A 16,023-nucleotide genomic window follows, 5' to 3' on the forward strand; every position below is an offset into this window, starting at 1 on the left:
ACAATGAAAAAATATAAATCAATAGGAAAATTGCTGGCAGTTTCTTTCTTTACTGCTGTCATTGCTTCTGCTTGTACGGAAGATGCAATGGACAAAGTCAACAAGAATCCCAATAATCCGCAGGATGCCCCGGCGAAATTTTTGATAACCGACTTGGGAGTCAGCACTGCATTCAGTACAGTAGGGGGAGATTTTTCACTCTATTCGTCCGTTTATATGGAACACGAAGCGGGCATCGGCAACCAGCTCTACCGCGCAGAAGTCCGCAGCGGTGAACCGACCACTGCCACCACTTACAATAATGCGTGGATCAGCGTTTACGCCAATATTAAGAATGCAAAAATTGTGATCAATAAATGCCAGGAAGATCCCTCGGAAAAAGGAAATGTGGTAACTGAAGCGATAGCCAGAATCCTCCTGGCTTACAACGGCGCGGTAGTAGCCGATGTGTTCGGAGACACTCCTTTCAGCGAAACAGGAATTTTGAATCCGGACGGTACGCCGATGTATATGCAGCCTAAAATCGATTCGCAAGAATCTATCTACAAAGAAGTTATGCAGAACTTGGATGACGCCATCACGCTCTTGAAAGATGGAACAGCCGAAGACGAAGGTCTGTCCGGTGCAGTTGGATCTAAAGACCTCATCTATGGGTCGGACCCGGATGCACAAGCCGGCCTGTGGCTCAAGACGGCTTATGCCCTGAAAGCACGCTATACAATGCGCTTGCTCAACAAAAGCGCCAACCAGACAACTGACCTCCAGAATATCCTGACCTATGTAAGCAAATCATTTACAGATGCAAGTGAAGAGTGCAAACTGGATATTTATGACGGCGACTCTCAGTTAAATCCTCTCTGGGCTTTCAGTTATAGCCGCAACAGTCTTGCTGCCAGCGAAAGCCTTATCGAGAAATTTGCAGAAAGAAATGACCCGAGAGCCCCACGGTCATTTACTCAACCTGATCCGAGCGGAAATGTCGCTTACGGAGGTGGTGCAAAGCAAGCCACTACAATCGATGCTATCAAAGTGGCTCCTAACGGCACCCCTCAGGAATTACAGAATAATTACGGCATGTCTATGGCCTCATGGGCTATGACTGCGCCTACACAACTGATCAGCTATCATGAAGTTAAATTCCTTGAAGCAGAAGCACTGTGCCGCCTTGGAGGCAGAACTGATGATGCCAAAGCAGCTTTGAAAGATGCAGTTGTCGCCGCATTCTCCAATCTGGAAAATACAGTTGCCGACGCTGCCAGAAACTGGTTAGGTGGAAAAGCCGACTTTTTGGGTAATGCCGTTGCTGAAGCTTATTTTGACAACGAAGTAGCTCCTCTCTTTGCCGCTAACCCATTAAAAGAAACAATGATACAAAAATATCTGGCATTCTTCGGAGCATCCGGCGAATCTCTGGAAGCTTACAACGATTATCGTCGTATGAAAGGCGCAAACGAGAATTTAGTGGAGCTGAAAAATCCGCTGAACTCAAACAGATTCCCGCTGCGTTTTGGTTACGGAGCAGATGACGTATTGGCCAATGTAGCCATTAAAGAAGCCTTCGGTGACGGGCAATACGTATATTCCGAACCCGTTTGGTGGGCAGGCGGAAGCCGATAAAAATTGCTCTTAAATCTCTCAAAGGAGAGCTTTACATAGAGTCGTTTCTGAACTCTAACAAATTAACGGAAACGAACAGAAATAGGCTGACCGTGAGGTTCGCCTATTTTACTTTTAAAGGCTTTTCCCGCCAAAGGGGCAAGCCACTCCAACGTCCGGGTTACAGGATCAATCTGAAAACCCGGTTTACACTGAAACGTCCGGACATAGTTGACGGGGACAATGTGGATTTTCATATATAAGAATCCATATAATCCCCGTCAGCCATTTGTTAATATCACAAATACAAAACAGGAAAAAACGCCTGCGTTGTTATACCTTATTTCTACTCTTCAATACCGTTTTGCCGAATAAAGATCGTTTTTACCGAAGCAAAGGACTATTTACCGGGAAAAAACGGCTTACCAGACAAGTTCGGGAAAATACTTCGTCAGCGTACCGCGAAGAATCGACAACGTAATCGGCTTCACCAGCACTTCACTGGCTCCCGCATTCATCGCATTCTCCTTGTCAGAGCTGAAAGCATAGGCAGTCTGCATGATGATAGGAATTTCCTTGTTTTCCTCGCGAATAATCTTTGTAGCATCCAGTCCGTTCATCACAGGCATTTTGATGTCCATCAGGATCGCTTTGGCCTCTTTGCCGTATTCCTTGAACAGTGCCACGATTTCTTCACCGTTTTTCGCCCACTGTATATCACATTTCTTTCCGATGATTGCTTTGATCAGTTTGAAGTTGCTGTCGTCGTCTTCAGCCACTAGGATAAGAGGTCTGAATTCATTTGTTTGTCCGCCTTCCATATCGTTTCTATATTATTTTTAAATTTATTCTTTTTAATTACTTTTTAGTCAACATATTTCAGTTAATAATGCTTTTCAGCCCGCAAGTTATAAAAAAGATTGATATATTTCGCTATCTTTGCGCCTCAAATTATAAAGAATTGTATGATTTCCATAGACGGACTAGCCGTAGAGTTTAGCGGCACTACCCTATTTAGTGATATTTCTTTCGTTATCAATGAAAAAGACCGCATCGCCCTGATGGGAAAAAACGGAGCGGGGAAAAGTACGTTACTCAAGATTCTGGCAGGGGTCAGACAGCCTACCCGTGGTAAGGTATCGGCCCCAAAAGACTGCGTGGTAGCCTATCTTCCACAGCATTTGATGACGGAAGACGGCAGAACGGTGTTTGCCGAAACAGCACAGGCTTTCGCACATCTGCACGAGATGGAAGCACGGATCGACGCACTGAACAAGGAGTTGGAAACGAGAACAGACTACGAAAGCGACAGTTATATGGCGCTCATAGAGGAAGTATCCGCCCTGAGCGAAAAATTTTACTCCATCGACGCCACCAACTACGAAGAGGATGTAGAAAAATCATTACTTGGTCTCGGTTTTACCCGCGAAGATTTCCAGCGGCAGACAAGCGACTTCAGCGGTGGCTGGCGCATGCGTATCGAACTCGCCAAACTGTTGCTGCAAAAACCGGACGTACTCCTGCTCGACGAGCCGACCAACCATCTGGACATCGAATCGATCCAGTGGCTGGAAGATTTCCTGATAAATAACGGCAAAGCGGTCATCGTGATCAGCCACGACCGTAAATTCGTGGACAACATCACCACCCGCACCATCGAAGTTACGATGGGACGTATCTACGACTACAAAGTTAACTACTCCCAATATCTGCAACTGCGCAAGGAACGTCGCGAACAGCAACAGAAAGCTTATGACGAACAGCAGAAATTCATCGCCGAGACGGAAGCATTCATCGAACGTTTCAAGGGGACGTATTCGAAGACTTTACAGGTGCAGAGCCGTGTCAAGATGCTGGAGAAACTGGAGCTGCTGGAAGTAGACGAAGAAGATACCTCGGCACTACGGCTGAAGTTCCCTCCTTCGCCCCGTTCGGGCAGCTATCCTGTCACGATGGAAGGCGTAGGAAAGACATACGGAGACCATGTCGTATTCCGCAATGCCAATCTGACGATTGAACGTGGCGATAAAGTGGCTTTTGTAGGCAAGAACGGTGAGGGAAAATCGACGCTTGTCAAATGTATCATGAACGAGATCGACCATGACGGCACACTGACACTGGGACATAATGTACAAATCGGATATTTCGCCCAGAACCAGGCCTCGCTGATGGATGAAAACCTGACAGTGTTCCAGACAATTGACGATGTGGCCAAAGGAGAAATACGCAACAAGATACGTGATTTGCTCGGTGCATTCATGTTTGGCGGACCGGAGGAGTCTATGAAGAAAGTCAAAGTGCTTTCGGGAGGGGAACGTACCCGTCTGGCAATGATCAAGCTCTTGCTGGAACCGGTCAACCTACTGATTCTGGATGAGCCGACCAACCACCTCGACATGAAAACCAAAGATATCCTCAAACAAGCGCTGATGGATTTTGACGGTACGCTGATTGTCGTTTCGCACGACCGTGACTTCCTTGACGGACTGGTGACGAAAGTTTACGAATTCGGCAATAAGAAGGTGACAGAGCATCTTTGCGGCATCTACGAATTCCTCGAAAAGAAGAAAATGGACTCGTTGCAGGAACTGGAAAAGAAATAATAAACAATAAAAAGACATGATCTGCTTTAGGTGAAAAGAAAAGTATTTGTATATTTGTCACATTATATCTGAAACAGATAATTTGAAATGGATGAAACAAGGCAATTATATATTATAAGCGGATGCAATGGAGCTGGAAAAACAACAGCTTCTTACACTGTATTGCCTGAAATATTATTATGCAAAGAATTTGTCAATGCTGATGAGATTGCAAAAGGGTTATCACCGTTCAATCCGGAAAGTATGGCTATAGAAGCCGGACGTTTAATGTTGAAACGTATTGACGAGCTATTGGCAGCAAGAATTAGTTTCTCCATTGAAACGACATTAGCGACTCGCTCGTATACACGACTCATTACGAGAGCACAAAATGCCGGATATAAAGTAAGCCTGATCTATTTTTGGCTGAATTCTCCGGAATTAGCAGTCAACCGTGTATTACAACGGGTCAACGAAGGAGGGCACAATGTGCCTATAGATACAATCTACCGCCGCTATCAGGCAGGCATAAACAACCTGTTCCGAATATATGCGTCACGTGTAGATTATTGGTTATTAGCAGATAACAGTGTCTCTCCCCGAGTAATCGTAGCCGAAGGCTGCCAACAAGGTGAGGACCGGATATACGAACTTGAACTTTTTAATCGCATCAAAAGTTATGTCAAATAATGAAATGCAAGAATTGAGTGATAAACTGCGGCGTGGGCTTCAACTGGCCGAACAACGGCTACTGGAAAAAAATGCCCGCCACGGTAAACTCCTTAGCCAAGGCACGCCCGATGGAAAAGTGATTTACGTTTCCGCCACAGAATTGCTCGAACGCTTGCAGGAACAAGAGAAAGAGAAAAGGATAGGGTCGGAAAAGAAATAATGAAGTTTTACAATTAAAGATATATTGGAAGTTTCACTAAATTTGAAAGCATTTTTGTAAAATAAAGGATGAAAGGGAAGAAACGATTTATAGTAACGATGCTGTTCATTATCAACATTATTATGTTGGTAGCCGCCGTTATTCCCCATCATCACCACCCCAACGGGATGATCTGCATGAAGCAGGACCAACCGGTTGAGCAGCAATGCCCCAACCACCATCATCACCCCGCCAGCGACTCATGCTGCAGCAGCGAATGCATGACACGCTTCCATTCTCCTATCCCCTCCGTACACACTGACAGCGGTCCGAACTACGTATTCATCGCCACCCTGTTTACGGATGTGATCATCGAACATTTATTACGACCGCAGGAAAGACGAGTCAAGAACTACTACATCTATCGTGAATCCCTGCATGGTACGAAAATTCCTCGTACCTCCTCCCTTCGCGCCCCTCCCTACTCTGTTTTTGCGTAAAGACGTAAATGCAAGCAAGTTGCATCTGCGTTACTCTATCTTTGCAGCGTAAAATAAACAGTAAAACTTAGTAGGAAAATTACATTTATGAAGAAACTTATCTTTATAGGAGTGCTGGGCTTATTCGCCCTTGGCTCTTGCAATAGTAAAAAGACCGGTCATGAAGGACATGACCACGAAACCGTCACACACAATCATGATGAGCACGAAGGACATGATCACGAAACAGAAGGACATGACCACGAAGCCGAAGGTGCCGACCATTCACACGAAGGTGAATGCAGCGGAGGCCACGACCACGACAAGGATGCCGGAAAGAGCAGTAAGGCTGCCGGCGAACACAGTGAACCAGCCGGAGAACACAGCGACGAAATCATTCTCCCGAAAGCGAAAGCCGACGCAGCCGGTGTGAAGGTCAGCACCATCACACCGGCCCCCTTCCAGCAAGTCATCAAAACAAGCGGACAGGTATTAGCTGCCCAAGGAGACGAATCGGTTGCCGTAGCTACGGTAGCCGGAGTCGTTTCTTTCCGTGGAAAAGTGACGGAAGGAATGAGCGTTGGCCGCGGCACTCCGCTGATTACCATTTCTTCGCACAACATCGCCGACGGTGATCCGGTACAACGTGCCCGAATCGCTTATGAGGTGTCTAAAAAGGAATACGAGCGAATGAAGTCACTTGTCAAAAACAAGATTGTGTCTGACAAAGATTTCGCACAAGCGGAGCAGAACTACGAGAATGCGCGTCTCAGCTACGAAGCACTTGCCAAAAATCATTCTGCCATAGGCCAGAATATCACCGCGCCCATTGCCGGATACGTGAAAAGCATTCTGGTCAACGAGGGAGACTACGTCACCATCGGTCAGCCACTGGTCAGCGTGACGCAGAACCGCCGGCTTTTCCTCCGCGCTGAAGTATCGGAAAAATACTATCCATACCTGCGCACTATCAGTTCCGCCAATTTCCAGACTCCTTATAATAATGAGGTGTACGAACTGAAAGAACTGAGCGGCAAACTGCTTTCCTTCGGAAAAACGTCCGGAGACAACTCATTCTATGTGCCCGTCACTTTCGAATTTGACAATAAAGGCGAAGTGATTCCGGGATCATTTGTCGAAGTTTACCTGCTTTCCTCTGAACTGGAAAACGTGATCTCTTTACCTCGCACTGCCTTAACGGAAGAGCAAGGTATCTTCTTCGTATACCTGCAACTGGATGAAGAAGGCTATAAGAAGCAGGAAGTAACTCTCGGTGCCGACAATGGCAAAAGCGTACAAATACTGACCGGAGTCAAGGCCGGAGACCGCGTAGTGACCGAAGGGGCTTATCAGGTTCGTCTGGCAAGTGCAAGCAACGCCATACCTGCGCACAGCCACGAACATTAGCGACAGCAGCAAGGTGCCGTAAGCGGATTTCCTTGCAGTGCACACAGAATTAGTTATAATTACGCAAGTTTACCCCCTGCACAGCTTCTTCAAAAGTGAACGGGGGAACCAAACTTAATCAATGAAATATCATGCTAAATAAAATCATACATTACTCCCTGCACAACCGACTGGTTGTGCTCTGCGCGGCCATTCTCCTGCTCATCGGGGGAACTTACACCGCCATGCATACGGAAGTAGACGTGTTCCCCGACCTGAACGCCCCGACAGTGGTCATCATGACCGAAGCCAACGGTATGGCAGCCGAGGAAGTGGAACAGCTCGTCACCTTCCCCGTCGAAACAGCCGTAAACGGGGCTACCGGCGTGCGCCGTGTCCGTTCTTCGTCTACCAACGGTTTCTCCGTTGTCTGGGTAGAATTCGACTGGGGCACAGATATATACCTCGCCCGTCAAATCGTCAGCGAAAAACTGGCGGTAGTCAGCGAGTCACTTCCTGTCAACGTAGGCAAACCCACGCTGGGCCCCCAGTCATCCATCCTGGGCGAAATGCTGATTGTCGGTCTGACCGCCGACTCCACCTCTATGCTCGATCTCCGGACGATTGCCGACTGGACCATCCGCCCGCGCCTGCTCTCCACCGGAGGGGTGGCACAAGTAGCAGTGCTCGGAGGTGATATCAAGGAATACCAGATTCAGCTGGACCCCGAACGGATGCGCCACTATGGGGTGTCGATGGGCGAAGTAATGGCTGTCACCCAAGATATGAATCTGAACGCCAACGGAGGCGTACTTTATGAATTCGGAAATGAATACATCGTGCGCGGAGTACTTTCCACCCAAAAAGTGGAAGAACTCGGCAAAGCGGTAGTGAAGACGGTGAACAGCTTTCCGGTGACACTGGAAGATATCGCCGACGTAAAAGTTGGGCCGAAAGCCCCGAAACTGGGTACTGCCTCGGAACGTGGCAAACCCGCGGTATTAATGACCGTCACCAAACAGCCCGCCACCAGTACACTGGAATTGACGGACAAACTGGAAGCTTCCCTGCAAGACCTTCAGAAGAATCTGCCTGCGGACGTAAAAGTTTCTACAGACATTTTCCGCCAGAGCCGCTTTATCGAAAGCTCTATCGGCAACGTGAAGAAGTCCCTTTTCGAAGGAGGTATCTTCGTCGTCATCGTACTTTTCCTGTTTTTGGCCAATGTGCGCACCACACTGATTTCACTGGTGACACTGCCTCTCTCACTGCTCGTCTCTATCCTCACGCTTCACTACATGGGGCTGACAATCAACACGATGAGTCTGGGAGGTATGGCGATTGCCATCGGTTCGCTGGTGGACGACGCCATTGTCGATGTGGAAAATGTATATAAGCGACTGCGGGAAAACCGTCAGAAAGCGGAAGCTGAACGACTCAGCACACTGGAAGTGGTATTCAACGCTTCGAAGGAAGTGCGAATGCCGATTCTTAACTCAACGCTGATCATCGTTGTCAGCTTCATCCCTTTGTTCTTCCTGAGCGGAATGGAAGGACGCATGCTGGTGCCGCTGGGCATTGCATTCATCGTGGCGCTGTTCGCTTCTACGGTGGTTGCCCTGACACTGACTCCGGTACTCTGCTCGTATCTGCTGGGCAGCAACAAGACCAATAAAGAACTGAAAGAATCGTTCGTAGCCCGCTGGATGAAAGGCATTTACGAGAAAGCGCTGACATGGGTGCTGGCACACAAACGTGCGACGCTAGGAGGTACAATCGCCCTCTTTCTCGTTGCCTTGGGGGTATTCTTCACACTCGGACGCAGCTTCCTGCCTTCGTTCAATGAGGGCTCGTTTACCATCAATATCAGTTCCCTGCCGGGTATTTCGCTGGAAGAGAGCAACAAAATGGGACACCGTGCCGAAGAACTGCTGCTCACCATCCCCGAAATACAAACCGTAGCCCGCAAAACGGGACGTGCCGAACTGGATGAACATGCGCTCGGAGTAAACGTTTCGGAAATAGAGGCCCCGTTCGAACTGAAAGACCGACCGCGCAGCGAACTCGTTGCCGAGGTACGCGAAAAGCTCGGAACGATCACAGGAGCGAACATCGAAATCGGTCAGCCCATCAGCCACCGTATCGACGCGATGTTGTCCGGTACGAAAGCAAATATCGCCATCAAACTGTTCGGAGACGACCTGAACAAGATGTTCTCACTGGGAAATCAGATCAAGGGAGCCATCAGTGACATTCCGGGAATTGCCGACCTGAACGTGGAACAGCAAATCGAACGCCCGCAGCTGAAAATACAGCCCAAACGGGAAATGCTGGCGAAATTCGGCATCACCTTGCCGGAATTCTCCGAATACGTGAACGTAGCGCTGGCAGGAAAAGTCATCTCGCAAGTGTACGAGCAGGGCAAGAGCTTCGACCTCATCGTGAAGGTGAAGGACGACGCACGCGACGAAATGGAGAAAATACGCAACTTAATGGTGGATACCAACGACGGACGCAAAGTTCCGCTGAACTACGTAGCGGAAGTCGTTTCCTCGATGGGACCGAACACGATCAACCGCGAAAACGTAAAACGGAAAATCGTCATCTCCGCGAATGTAGCCGACCGCGACCTCCGCAGTGTTGTCAACGATATTCAGAAGCAGGTTGATGCCTCCATCCAGTTGCCCGAAGGCTACCACATCGAATATGGCGGCCAGTTTGAAAGCGAACAGGCAGCCAGCCGTACCTTGGCGTTGACCTCTTTTATGAGCATCGTCATTATCTTCCTGCTGCTCTACCACGAATTCCGCAGTGTCAAAGAATCGGGTGTGATTTTGCTGAACCTGCCGCTGGCGTTGATCGGCGGTGTCTTTGCTCTCGTCATCACGACCGGAGAAGTGAGTATTCCGGCAATTATCGGTTTCATCTCTCTGTTCGGCATAGCGACCCGTAACGGTATGCTGCTCATCAGCCACTACAACCATCTGCAACAGGTAGAGGGATTGAATGTATACGACAGTGTGATACAAGGCTCTCTCGACCGCCTGAACCCGATTCTGATGACGGCCCTCTCTTCTGCCCTGGCACTGATTCCGTTGGCTTTGGGCGGTGATTTGCCGGGCAACGAGATCCAGAGCCCGATGGCGAAGGTGATTCTGGGCGGACTTTTAACATCGACTTTCCTGAACGGTTTCATCGTTCCGATTGTTTATCTGATGATGCACCGGAAAAAAGAAGGTGAAGTCGCTGAAATTCAGGGAGGAACGATAGAGGTTGCAACAGAAACCGTGTAGCCGGCTACGGAGGATAAATAGAAACGAATAAAGAAAAAAGTATGAAACGAATCATCATTATAGGCTCTTTGATAAGTTGCGCACTTCTCGCCCCGACGGGCGAAGTGCGCGCCCAAAGCGGCATCGAACAGGTTTTGAAGAATATTGAAACCAACAATAAGGAGTTGCAGGCAAACGCCCAGCTGATCGCTTCGCAAAAGCTGGAAGCCAAAACGGACAACAACCTGCCTGATCCGACATTGTCTTATGCTCACCTTTGGGGCGCGAAAGATAAAAACGAAACGATTGGCGAACTTGTTGTCTCGCAAAGCTTCGATTTTCCGAGTTTATACGCCACCCGCAACAAACTGAATCGGCTGAAGGCAGGTGCTTTTGACAGTCAGGCGAGCGTTTTCCGGCAGGAAAAGTTACTGCTGGCGAAAGAGGTGTGCCTGGATATTATTATGCTCCGCCAGCAAAAGCACATTCTGGAGGAACGGCTGCGCAATGCGGAAGAACTCGCCAAAATGTACGCTAAACGCCTGCAAACCGGAGATGCGAACGCACTGGAAACGAATAAAATCAATCTGGAACTGCTGAATGTCAAAACGGAAACTTCGCTCAATGAGACCGCCCTGCGCAATAAACTGCAGGAACTGAACACATTGAACGGCAACATCCCCGTAGTTTTCGAAGAAAGCGCGTATCCCGCAACGCCTTTCCCCGCCGATTATCAGATGCTGAAATCGGAAGTGCTTTCTGCCGACCGCACCCTGATGGCATTCAACAACGAAAGCCTCGTTGCCCGCAAGCAGATCGCCGTCAACAAATCGCAATGGCTCCCGAAGCTGGAACTCGGCTATCGCCGGAACACGGAAACCGGAACTCCATTCAACGGAGTAGTAGTCGGCTTCTCCTTCCCGCTTTTCGAGAATCGCAACAAAGTGAAGATAGCCAAAGCACAAGCGCTGAACATCGACTTGCAAAAAGACAACGCCGCCCTGCAAGTGGAATCTGAACTGGCGCAGCTTTATCGGGAAGCCAAGACGCTGCATACTTCGATGGAGGAATACCGGAAAACCTTTCAGGCGCAACAAGACCTCGCCCTGCTGAAACAGGCTCTGACAGGGGGACAAATCAGTATGATCGAGTATTTTGTGGAAGTATCCGTCATTTATCAAAGTCACCAGAATTATCTCCAATTGGAGAATCAATATCAAAAGGCGATGGCACGGATTTATAAAAGCAAGTTATAAATTCTTCTTTATTTCGTCTTTATGATTGAATAAATAAAAAGAATGCATTACATTTGGGGAGTATAAAAACACTAAACTATTATGAAAACTAGAACCCTCTCTTACTCCTCCATTTTGTTTTGCATTCTTCTTTTATGGAGTGCCTGCAAAGAGGATGCCGACGCTCCTCTCCGGTTTTATGACAGCAAATACGAGGTGCCCATGGGTGGAAGACGCTACCTGGGAATTGAAAGCGGAAACGGAGATTACTCACTGGAAATTGGAAATGCTCACATCGCAAGTGCCGGAACAGAAACCGGCTGGAGCGGAGTTCCTGCCGGATGCCAGATTTACGTAACCGGTATTCTCACCGGAAGCACTTACCTGAAAGTGACGGACAATGCCACACAGGAAACGTGTACCCTGCCCATCAAAGTAGTGGATAACTACGAAGATATAAATCTGATTCGCAACTCTATACGTCCCAACATAGACAAGAATCTCCTGCCCGGCATCGACGACATCTTTCTCATCAGCAACGCTGCCCGGGACGCTTACTTCTTCAAACAAGGAAAGCAAACTGCCTTTTCATCAGGACTGGAGTTAATCACCAAGGGAAGTTATGCATTGGAACAAGGAACGGAGGATAGACTGACATTAAGCCTTACTTTTTCGCTGGACGCAGCACCGCCCTCAGAACATAAATTCATCTTATGGGGAACTCCCTACTTATCTCACCGACTGGACAAGAACCTGCAACTGAACTGGGGGACACCGCCTCTCGAAGATACCCGGACATCGCCCGAGCCGCCTCCATCCTATACATTGGAAGAAATTACGGAAGGAGGAGAACCGGGAACAGGCAGACAAATCGGTTTCATGCTGAATTATAAGGAAATACCTACCGGAATACTTCCTTAAGAATGAACTAAATGAAGAATGATGAATGAAGAATTACTGTGCAGCGTGATAGCGCAGCCCATTCTTCATTCAAAACTGTACAGAAATGAACTAAATTATAAATTGAGGATTAGGCACGGATTACACGGATTTCACGGTTTTAGTGCTATGATTACGTAAAACAACCGTGTTAATCCGTGTAATCCGTGCCTAAATATATTCTTTTCTGATAAAGAATGAACTAAATGAAGAATTACTGTGCAGCGTGGATAGCGCAGCCCATTCTTTATTCTTCATTTTAAAAAGTCCGTATCTCCTCCGGCAAATACCCGCTACGGATGCGCCATTCCTGCGGATAAAGATTATTGGCCCGATTACCGATATTCTTCACAAATCCGAGAGGAATATTCCGGTAAGTAAGCAATACATAACCGCGAGGGGCTGTTTCCGACAAGGCGATAGCCTCTTTTCGTAAATAAGCGATAGCTTGTTCATAACTCACTTCTTCCGTATCAAAAGCATCCTGCCGCAAAAGTGAAGCATTCATAGCCAACGCATGAGCAGGACTCAGATCCTTTCCCTTCACCTCACCTATCAGTACACCTGCCTGCACCACTTTCAAATACTGCTTCATGGCAGCCAGCTCATCCATATATTGCTGCGGAAAGGCTTTTACCTCTTTTTCTTCCGCCAACAGAGCATATCTTTCAGCATTTTCACTGTTCAGCCAACTGCCTGCCAACGTCCTATTTTCTTTCGAAACAGGAGAAGAAGTCACCGCCCCTCCTTTCTTATCTTTCTTCTTTGCAGCCTTCACTTTGGAAAAAGAAAATACAACATTCTCCTCCTCTTCCACTTCCGGTTTGCGAAGTGCGGCCAAAAAGAAACCTTCGCCTTTTGTCTTATGGGGAAGGAAATGATAGACAGGAAAACTCTTCAGAAACTCGCCCTCTCCATTGAGTAAATTCCCCGTTATATTCCATTCTTCCCGGACATCCAAAGGCAGCAGTTCGGCACCAAACTCTTCCTGAATCCAGCGTACGTTCTCTTCATCTTCTTTGGTATTATAGGTACACGTACTATATATCAATATACCTCCCGGTTTCAGACAAGGCCAGATGTCCGCAATAATCCGCCGCTGACGCTGCCAGCAGATTTCTACGTTTTCCGGGCTCCACTCCTCCACAGCTACGGGATCTTTACGAAACATTCCCTCACCCGAACAGGGTACATCAGTCAGAATGACGTCAAAGAAAGACGAAAGTGCTGAGAAATCAGCCGGATCATTGTTGGTTACGACCACATCCGGATGCCCCCACTTAGTCAGATTCTCCGCCAGCACCTGAGAACGGTTTCGGATCACCTCATTCGCCACGAGCAGACTTCCTTCGGGAAGCACACTACGCGCATGAGTAGACTTCCCGCCGGGTGCCGCACAAAGATCGAGCATCATCACCGGAGCATTGACATATTGCCGCAACACCTGCTCCACAAACATGGACGACGCCTCCTGCACGTAATAACAACCGGCATGAAACAACGGATCGAACGTAAACGTCAGACGCTCATCAAGGTAGTAGCCGTCGGATGCCCAAAGAACTTTGTTTAATGAAGAATGATGAATGAAGAATGAAGAATGGGCTGCGCCGGCATTTTGTGAAAGTGCTCCCAACTTTTCATTCAATCGAATGCTGACAGGAGGTTCTTGCTGCAAGGCGACAGCCAGTTTTTCATATTCTTCGTTGCCCAGCAAGGCACGGGTATAGTCGATAAAAGAAGCGGGTAAATTCATTTTTCATTTATTAATTCCTGCAAATATCAAAAATATTTCGTCTCTTTGCAACTTTCTGACATACGAACTACGTCTAACAGACAAAGAAACAAATAAAAAAATAATCATATGAAACGAATTGTAATTGCTTTACTGGTCCTGATGACCATTTTTTCTCTGGCAAATGCCCAGAAACAGACCACTGTTATCAACGATTCTACCGGAAACGTAAAAGTGACCGTGACCAAGGACAAAGATGCAAAAACAAATGCCGGCAACACTGCCGTGACAGTGGTCGGCATGGATGACGAAGACGCCGATACCACCCATGTAAGTACAAGCAAAGCGAGCACCCCTCGCGGACCGCACGGAAAAGCAAGTATCTCCATCGTTTCTGACGATGACGACTTCCCGTTCAATAATTTCGGAAATGCAGTCGGAGGAGGCATTCTGGTAGCCATTATCAGCATCATTGCCATTTTCGGAATGCCGGTATTCATCATATTTGTAGTCTTCTTCTTCCGCTACAAGAACCGGAAGGCACGTTATCGCCTTGCCGAACAGGCACTTGCAGCCGGACAGCCGCTGCCGGAAGGATTCATCCGGGAAAGCAAACCGACGGATCAACGCACGCAAGGTATCAGAAACACCTTCACAGGCATCGGACTCTTCATATTCCTCTGGGCGATTACCGGCGAATTCGGAATCGGAGCGATCGGACTGCTCGTTATGTTCATGGGAATCGGGCAATGGCTGGTCGGCTACAAACAACAAAATAACCAAGAGTCCACCTACCGGACCTCATTCACAGACAGAGAGAAAAACGGCAGGAACACCGGAACCGGCAATTTCAACACTCGCTTCACCGAAGAAAAAAACGAAGCTGTCAATACAGAGTCAGAGTCCGCCACCGAGAGGAACGAGACAAGAATCCCGGAAAAAAACGACGAAGAGAAGAACGAAGAAAATAAATGAGCCAACTCAACGATATATCACTAGTCGCACAGGTCGTGGTGTTCAAAAACACCAGGGCCTTCGACCAGTTGGTGCAAAAGTACCAGTCGCCTGTCAGACGTTTCTTCCTGCATCTGACCTGCGGTGACAACGAATTGAGTGACGATCTGGCGCAAGATACCTTCATCAAAGCATACACCAATCTGGCTTCTTTCCGAAACTTGTCGAGTTTCTCTACGTGGCTGTATCGTATTGCTTATAATATATTTTATGACTATATTCGCAGCCGAAAGGAGATGGCGGACCTGGATACCAGGGAAGTAGACGCCGCCAACTACACGGAACAAGCGAACATAGGGCAGACAATGGATGTTTACCAGTCACTCAAATCGCTGAAGGAAGTGGAACGAACCTGCATCACGCTGTTTTACATGGAAGATGTAAGCATCGACAAGATTGCAGGAATCATGGGAATACCGGCAGGAACGGTGAAAAGCCACCTGTCGCGTGGAAAAGAGAAATTAGCAACGTATTTAACAAGAAACGGTTATGACGGAAATAGATAATGATAAACTTCTGAAAGATTTCTTCGCAGAGAACAAGCGGGAAATAGCCGACAACGGATTCAGCCGTCGCGTCATGCACCAACTGCCCGATCGCAGCAATCGACTGGCACGTCTTTGGACGCTATTTGTAATGACAGTAGGAGCAGTGCTCTTCATCACTCTGGGCGGACTGCAAGCTGTATGGGAAACACTGAGGGAAGTACTGATCGGCATGATCAACCACGGTGCAGCCAGCCTCGATCCGAAATCAATCATCATTGCAACGGTCGTCCTGCTTTTCATGGCCGGACGGAAAGTAGTATCGCTGGCATAACAAGCATTGCCGTACCTTGTGCCAACGGCTTGTCACAGTTGTGCCATTGCATTGGCACAGCAGTGCCATCGCGGTGGCACAACTGTGACAGCCCGTTG

The 16,023-nt window shown here is 48.0% G+C and carries 15 protein-coding genes; 12 read left to right on the forward strand and 3 right to left on the reverse strand.

Annotated features, from left to right (window positions below; translation table 11 throughout):
* Positions 1-3: 3 nt before the first annotated feature.
* On the forward strand, positions 4-1,617 hold the full coding sequence (locus K6V30_RS24610; protein ID WP_022301007.1) for a SusD/RagB family nutrient-binding outer membrane lipoprotein: 1,614 nt from the start codon (positions 4-6) through the stop codon (positions 1,615-1,617).
* Between the two features lie 62 nt (positions 1,618-1,679).
* Here the strand turns inward: K6V30_RS24610 and K6V30_RS24615 are convergent, their stop codons facing one another.
* Complete coding sequence (locus K6V30_RS24615; protein ID WP_153880789.1) at positions 1,680-1,853, reverse strand: hypothetical protein; 174 nt, start codon at positions 1,851-1,853, stop codon at positions 1,680-1,682.
* 165 nt (positions 1,854-2,018) lie between these two features.
* Positions 2,019-2,417 (reverse strand): response regulator, encoded by a 399-nt coding sequence (locus K6V30_RS24620; RefSeq protein WP_010539267.1) that lies wholly within the window; start codon positions 2,415-2,417, stop codon positions 2,019-2,021.
* A gap of 144 nt (positions 2,418-2,561) precedes the next feature.
* Here K6V30_RS24620 and K6V30_RS24625 point away from each other — a divergent pair, with 144 nt between their 5' ends.
* The 8 genes from K6V30_RS24625 (at position 2,562) to K6V30_RS24660 (ending at position 12,342) form a co-directional block, all read left to right on the forward strand.
* Complete coding sequence (locus K6V30_RS24625; RefSeq protein WP_008761073.1) at positions 2,562-4,199, forward strand: ABC-F family ATP-binding cassette domain-containing protein; 1,638 nt, start codon at positions 2,562-2,564, stop codon at positions 4,197-4,199.
* An 87-nt stretch (positions 4,200-4,286) separates the two neighbouring features.
* On the forward strand, positions 4,287-4,868 hold the full coding sequence (locus K6V30_RS24630) for an ATPase (protein ID WP_010539268.1): 582 nt from the start codon (positions 4,287-4,289) through the stop codon (positions 4,866-4,868).
* On the forward strand, positions 4,858-5,070 hold the full coding sequence (locus K6V30_RS24635; RefSeq protein WP_010539269.1) for a hypothetical protein: 213 nt from the start codon (positions 4,858-4,860) through the stop codon (positions 5,068-5,070). Before K6V30_RS24630 ends, K6V30_RS24635 begins: the two co-directional genes overlap by 11 nt.
* Positions 5,071-5,138: 68 nt before the next feature.
* Positions 5,139-5,549, forward strand: a complete 411-nt coding sequence (locus K6V30_RS24640; protein ID WP_010539270.1) for a DUF6769 family protein — start codon at positions 5,139-5,141, stop codon at positions 5,547-5,549.
* A gap of 87 nt (positions 5,550-5,636) precedes the next feature.
* Complete coding sequence (locus K6V30_RS24645; RefSeq protein WP_055271426.1) at positions 5,637-6,935, forward strand: efflux RND transporter periplasmic adaptor subunit; 1,299 nt, start codon at positions 5,637-5,639, stop codon at positions 6,933-6,935.
* Positions 6,936-7,066: 131 nt separating this feature from the next.
* Positions 7,067-10,207 (forward strand): efflux RND transporter permease subunit, encoded by a 3,141-nt coding sequence (locus K6V30_RS24650; protein WP_055271428.1) that lies wholly within the window; start codon positions 7,067-7,069, stop codon positions 10,205-10,207.
* A 41-nt stretch (positions 10,208-10,248) separates the two neighbouring features.
* Complete coding sequence (locus K6V30_RS24655) at positions 10,249-11,442, forward strand: TolC family protein (protein WP_055271430.1); 1,194 nt, start codon at positions 10,249-10,251, stop codon at positions 11,440-11,442.
* 81 nt (positions 11,443-11,523) lie between these two features.
* The gene (locus tag K6V30_RS24660; protein ID WP_055271433.1) at positions 11,524-12,342 is read left to right on the forward strand and encodes a hypothetical protein; all 819 of its coding nucleotides are present in this window, start codon (positions 11,524-11,526) and stop codon (positions 12,340-12,342) included.
* A gap of 277 nt (positions 12,343-12,619) precedes the next feature.
* On the opposite strand, the gene K6V30_RS24665 is transcribed toward K6V30_RS24660, so the two are convergent.
* Entirely contained in the window at positions 12,620-14,113 is a 1,494-nt protein-coding gene (locus tag K6V30_RS24665) for a methyltransferase RsmF C-terminal domain-like protein (protein ID WP_055271435.1), read from the reverse strand.
* A 108-nt stretch (positions 14,114-14,221) separates the two neighbouring features.
* Between K6V30_RS24665 and K6V30_RS24670 the strand changes: the two genes are divergently transcribed.
* Genes K6V30_RS24670 through K6V30_RS24680 form a run of 3 tightly spaced genes read left to right on the forward strand, consistent with a single transcriptional unit; the run spans position 14,222 to position 15,925 of the window.
* A complete protein-coding gene (locus K6V30_RS24670) occupies positions 14,222-15,067 on the forward strand; it encodes a DUF6249 domain-containing protein (RefSeq protein WP_010539276.1) in 846 nt (281 codons plus the stop codon).
* A complete protein-coding gene (locus K6V30_RS24675) occupies positions 15,064-15,612 on the forward strand; it encodes an RNA polymerase sigma factor (protein ID WP_010539277.1) in 549 nt (182 codons plus the stop codon). The genes K6V30_RS24670 and K6V30_RS24675 overlap by 4 nt, the downstream gene beginning before the upstream one ends.
* Positions 15,596-15,925, forward strand: coding sequence for a DUF5056 domain-containing protein (locus tag K6V30_RS24680; protein ID WP_010539278.1), 330 nt, complete (start codon positions 15,596-15,598; stop codon positions 15,923-15,925). Before K6V30_RS24675 ends, K6V30_RS24680 begins: the two co-directional genes overlap by 17 nt.
* Positions 15,926-16,023 lie beyond the last annotated feature (98 nt).

It is taken from the genome of Bacteroides faecis (assembly GCF_020091505.1).
Taxonomy (GTDB): domain Bacteria; phylum Bacteroidota; class Bacteroidia; order Bacteroidales; family Bacteroidaceae; genus Bacteroides; species Bacteroides faecis.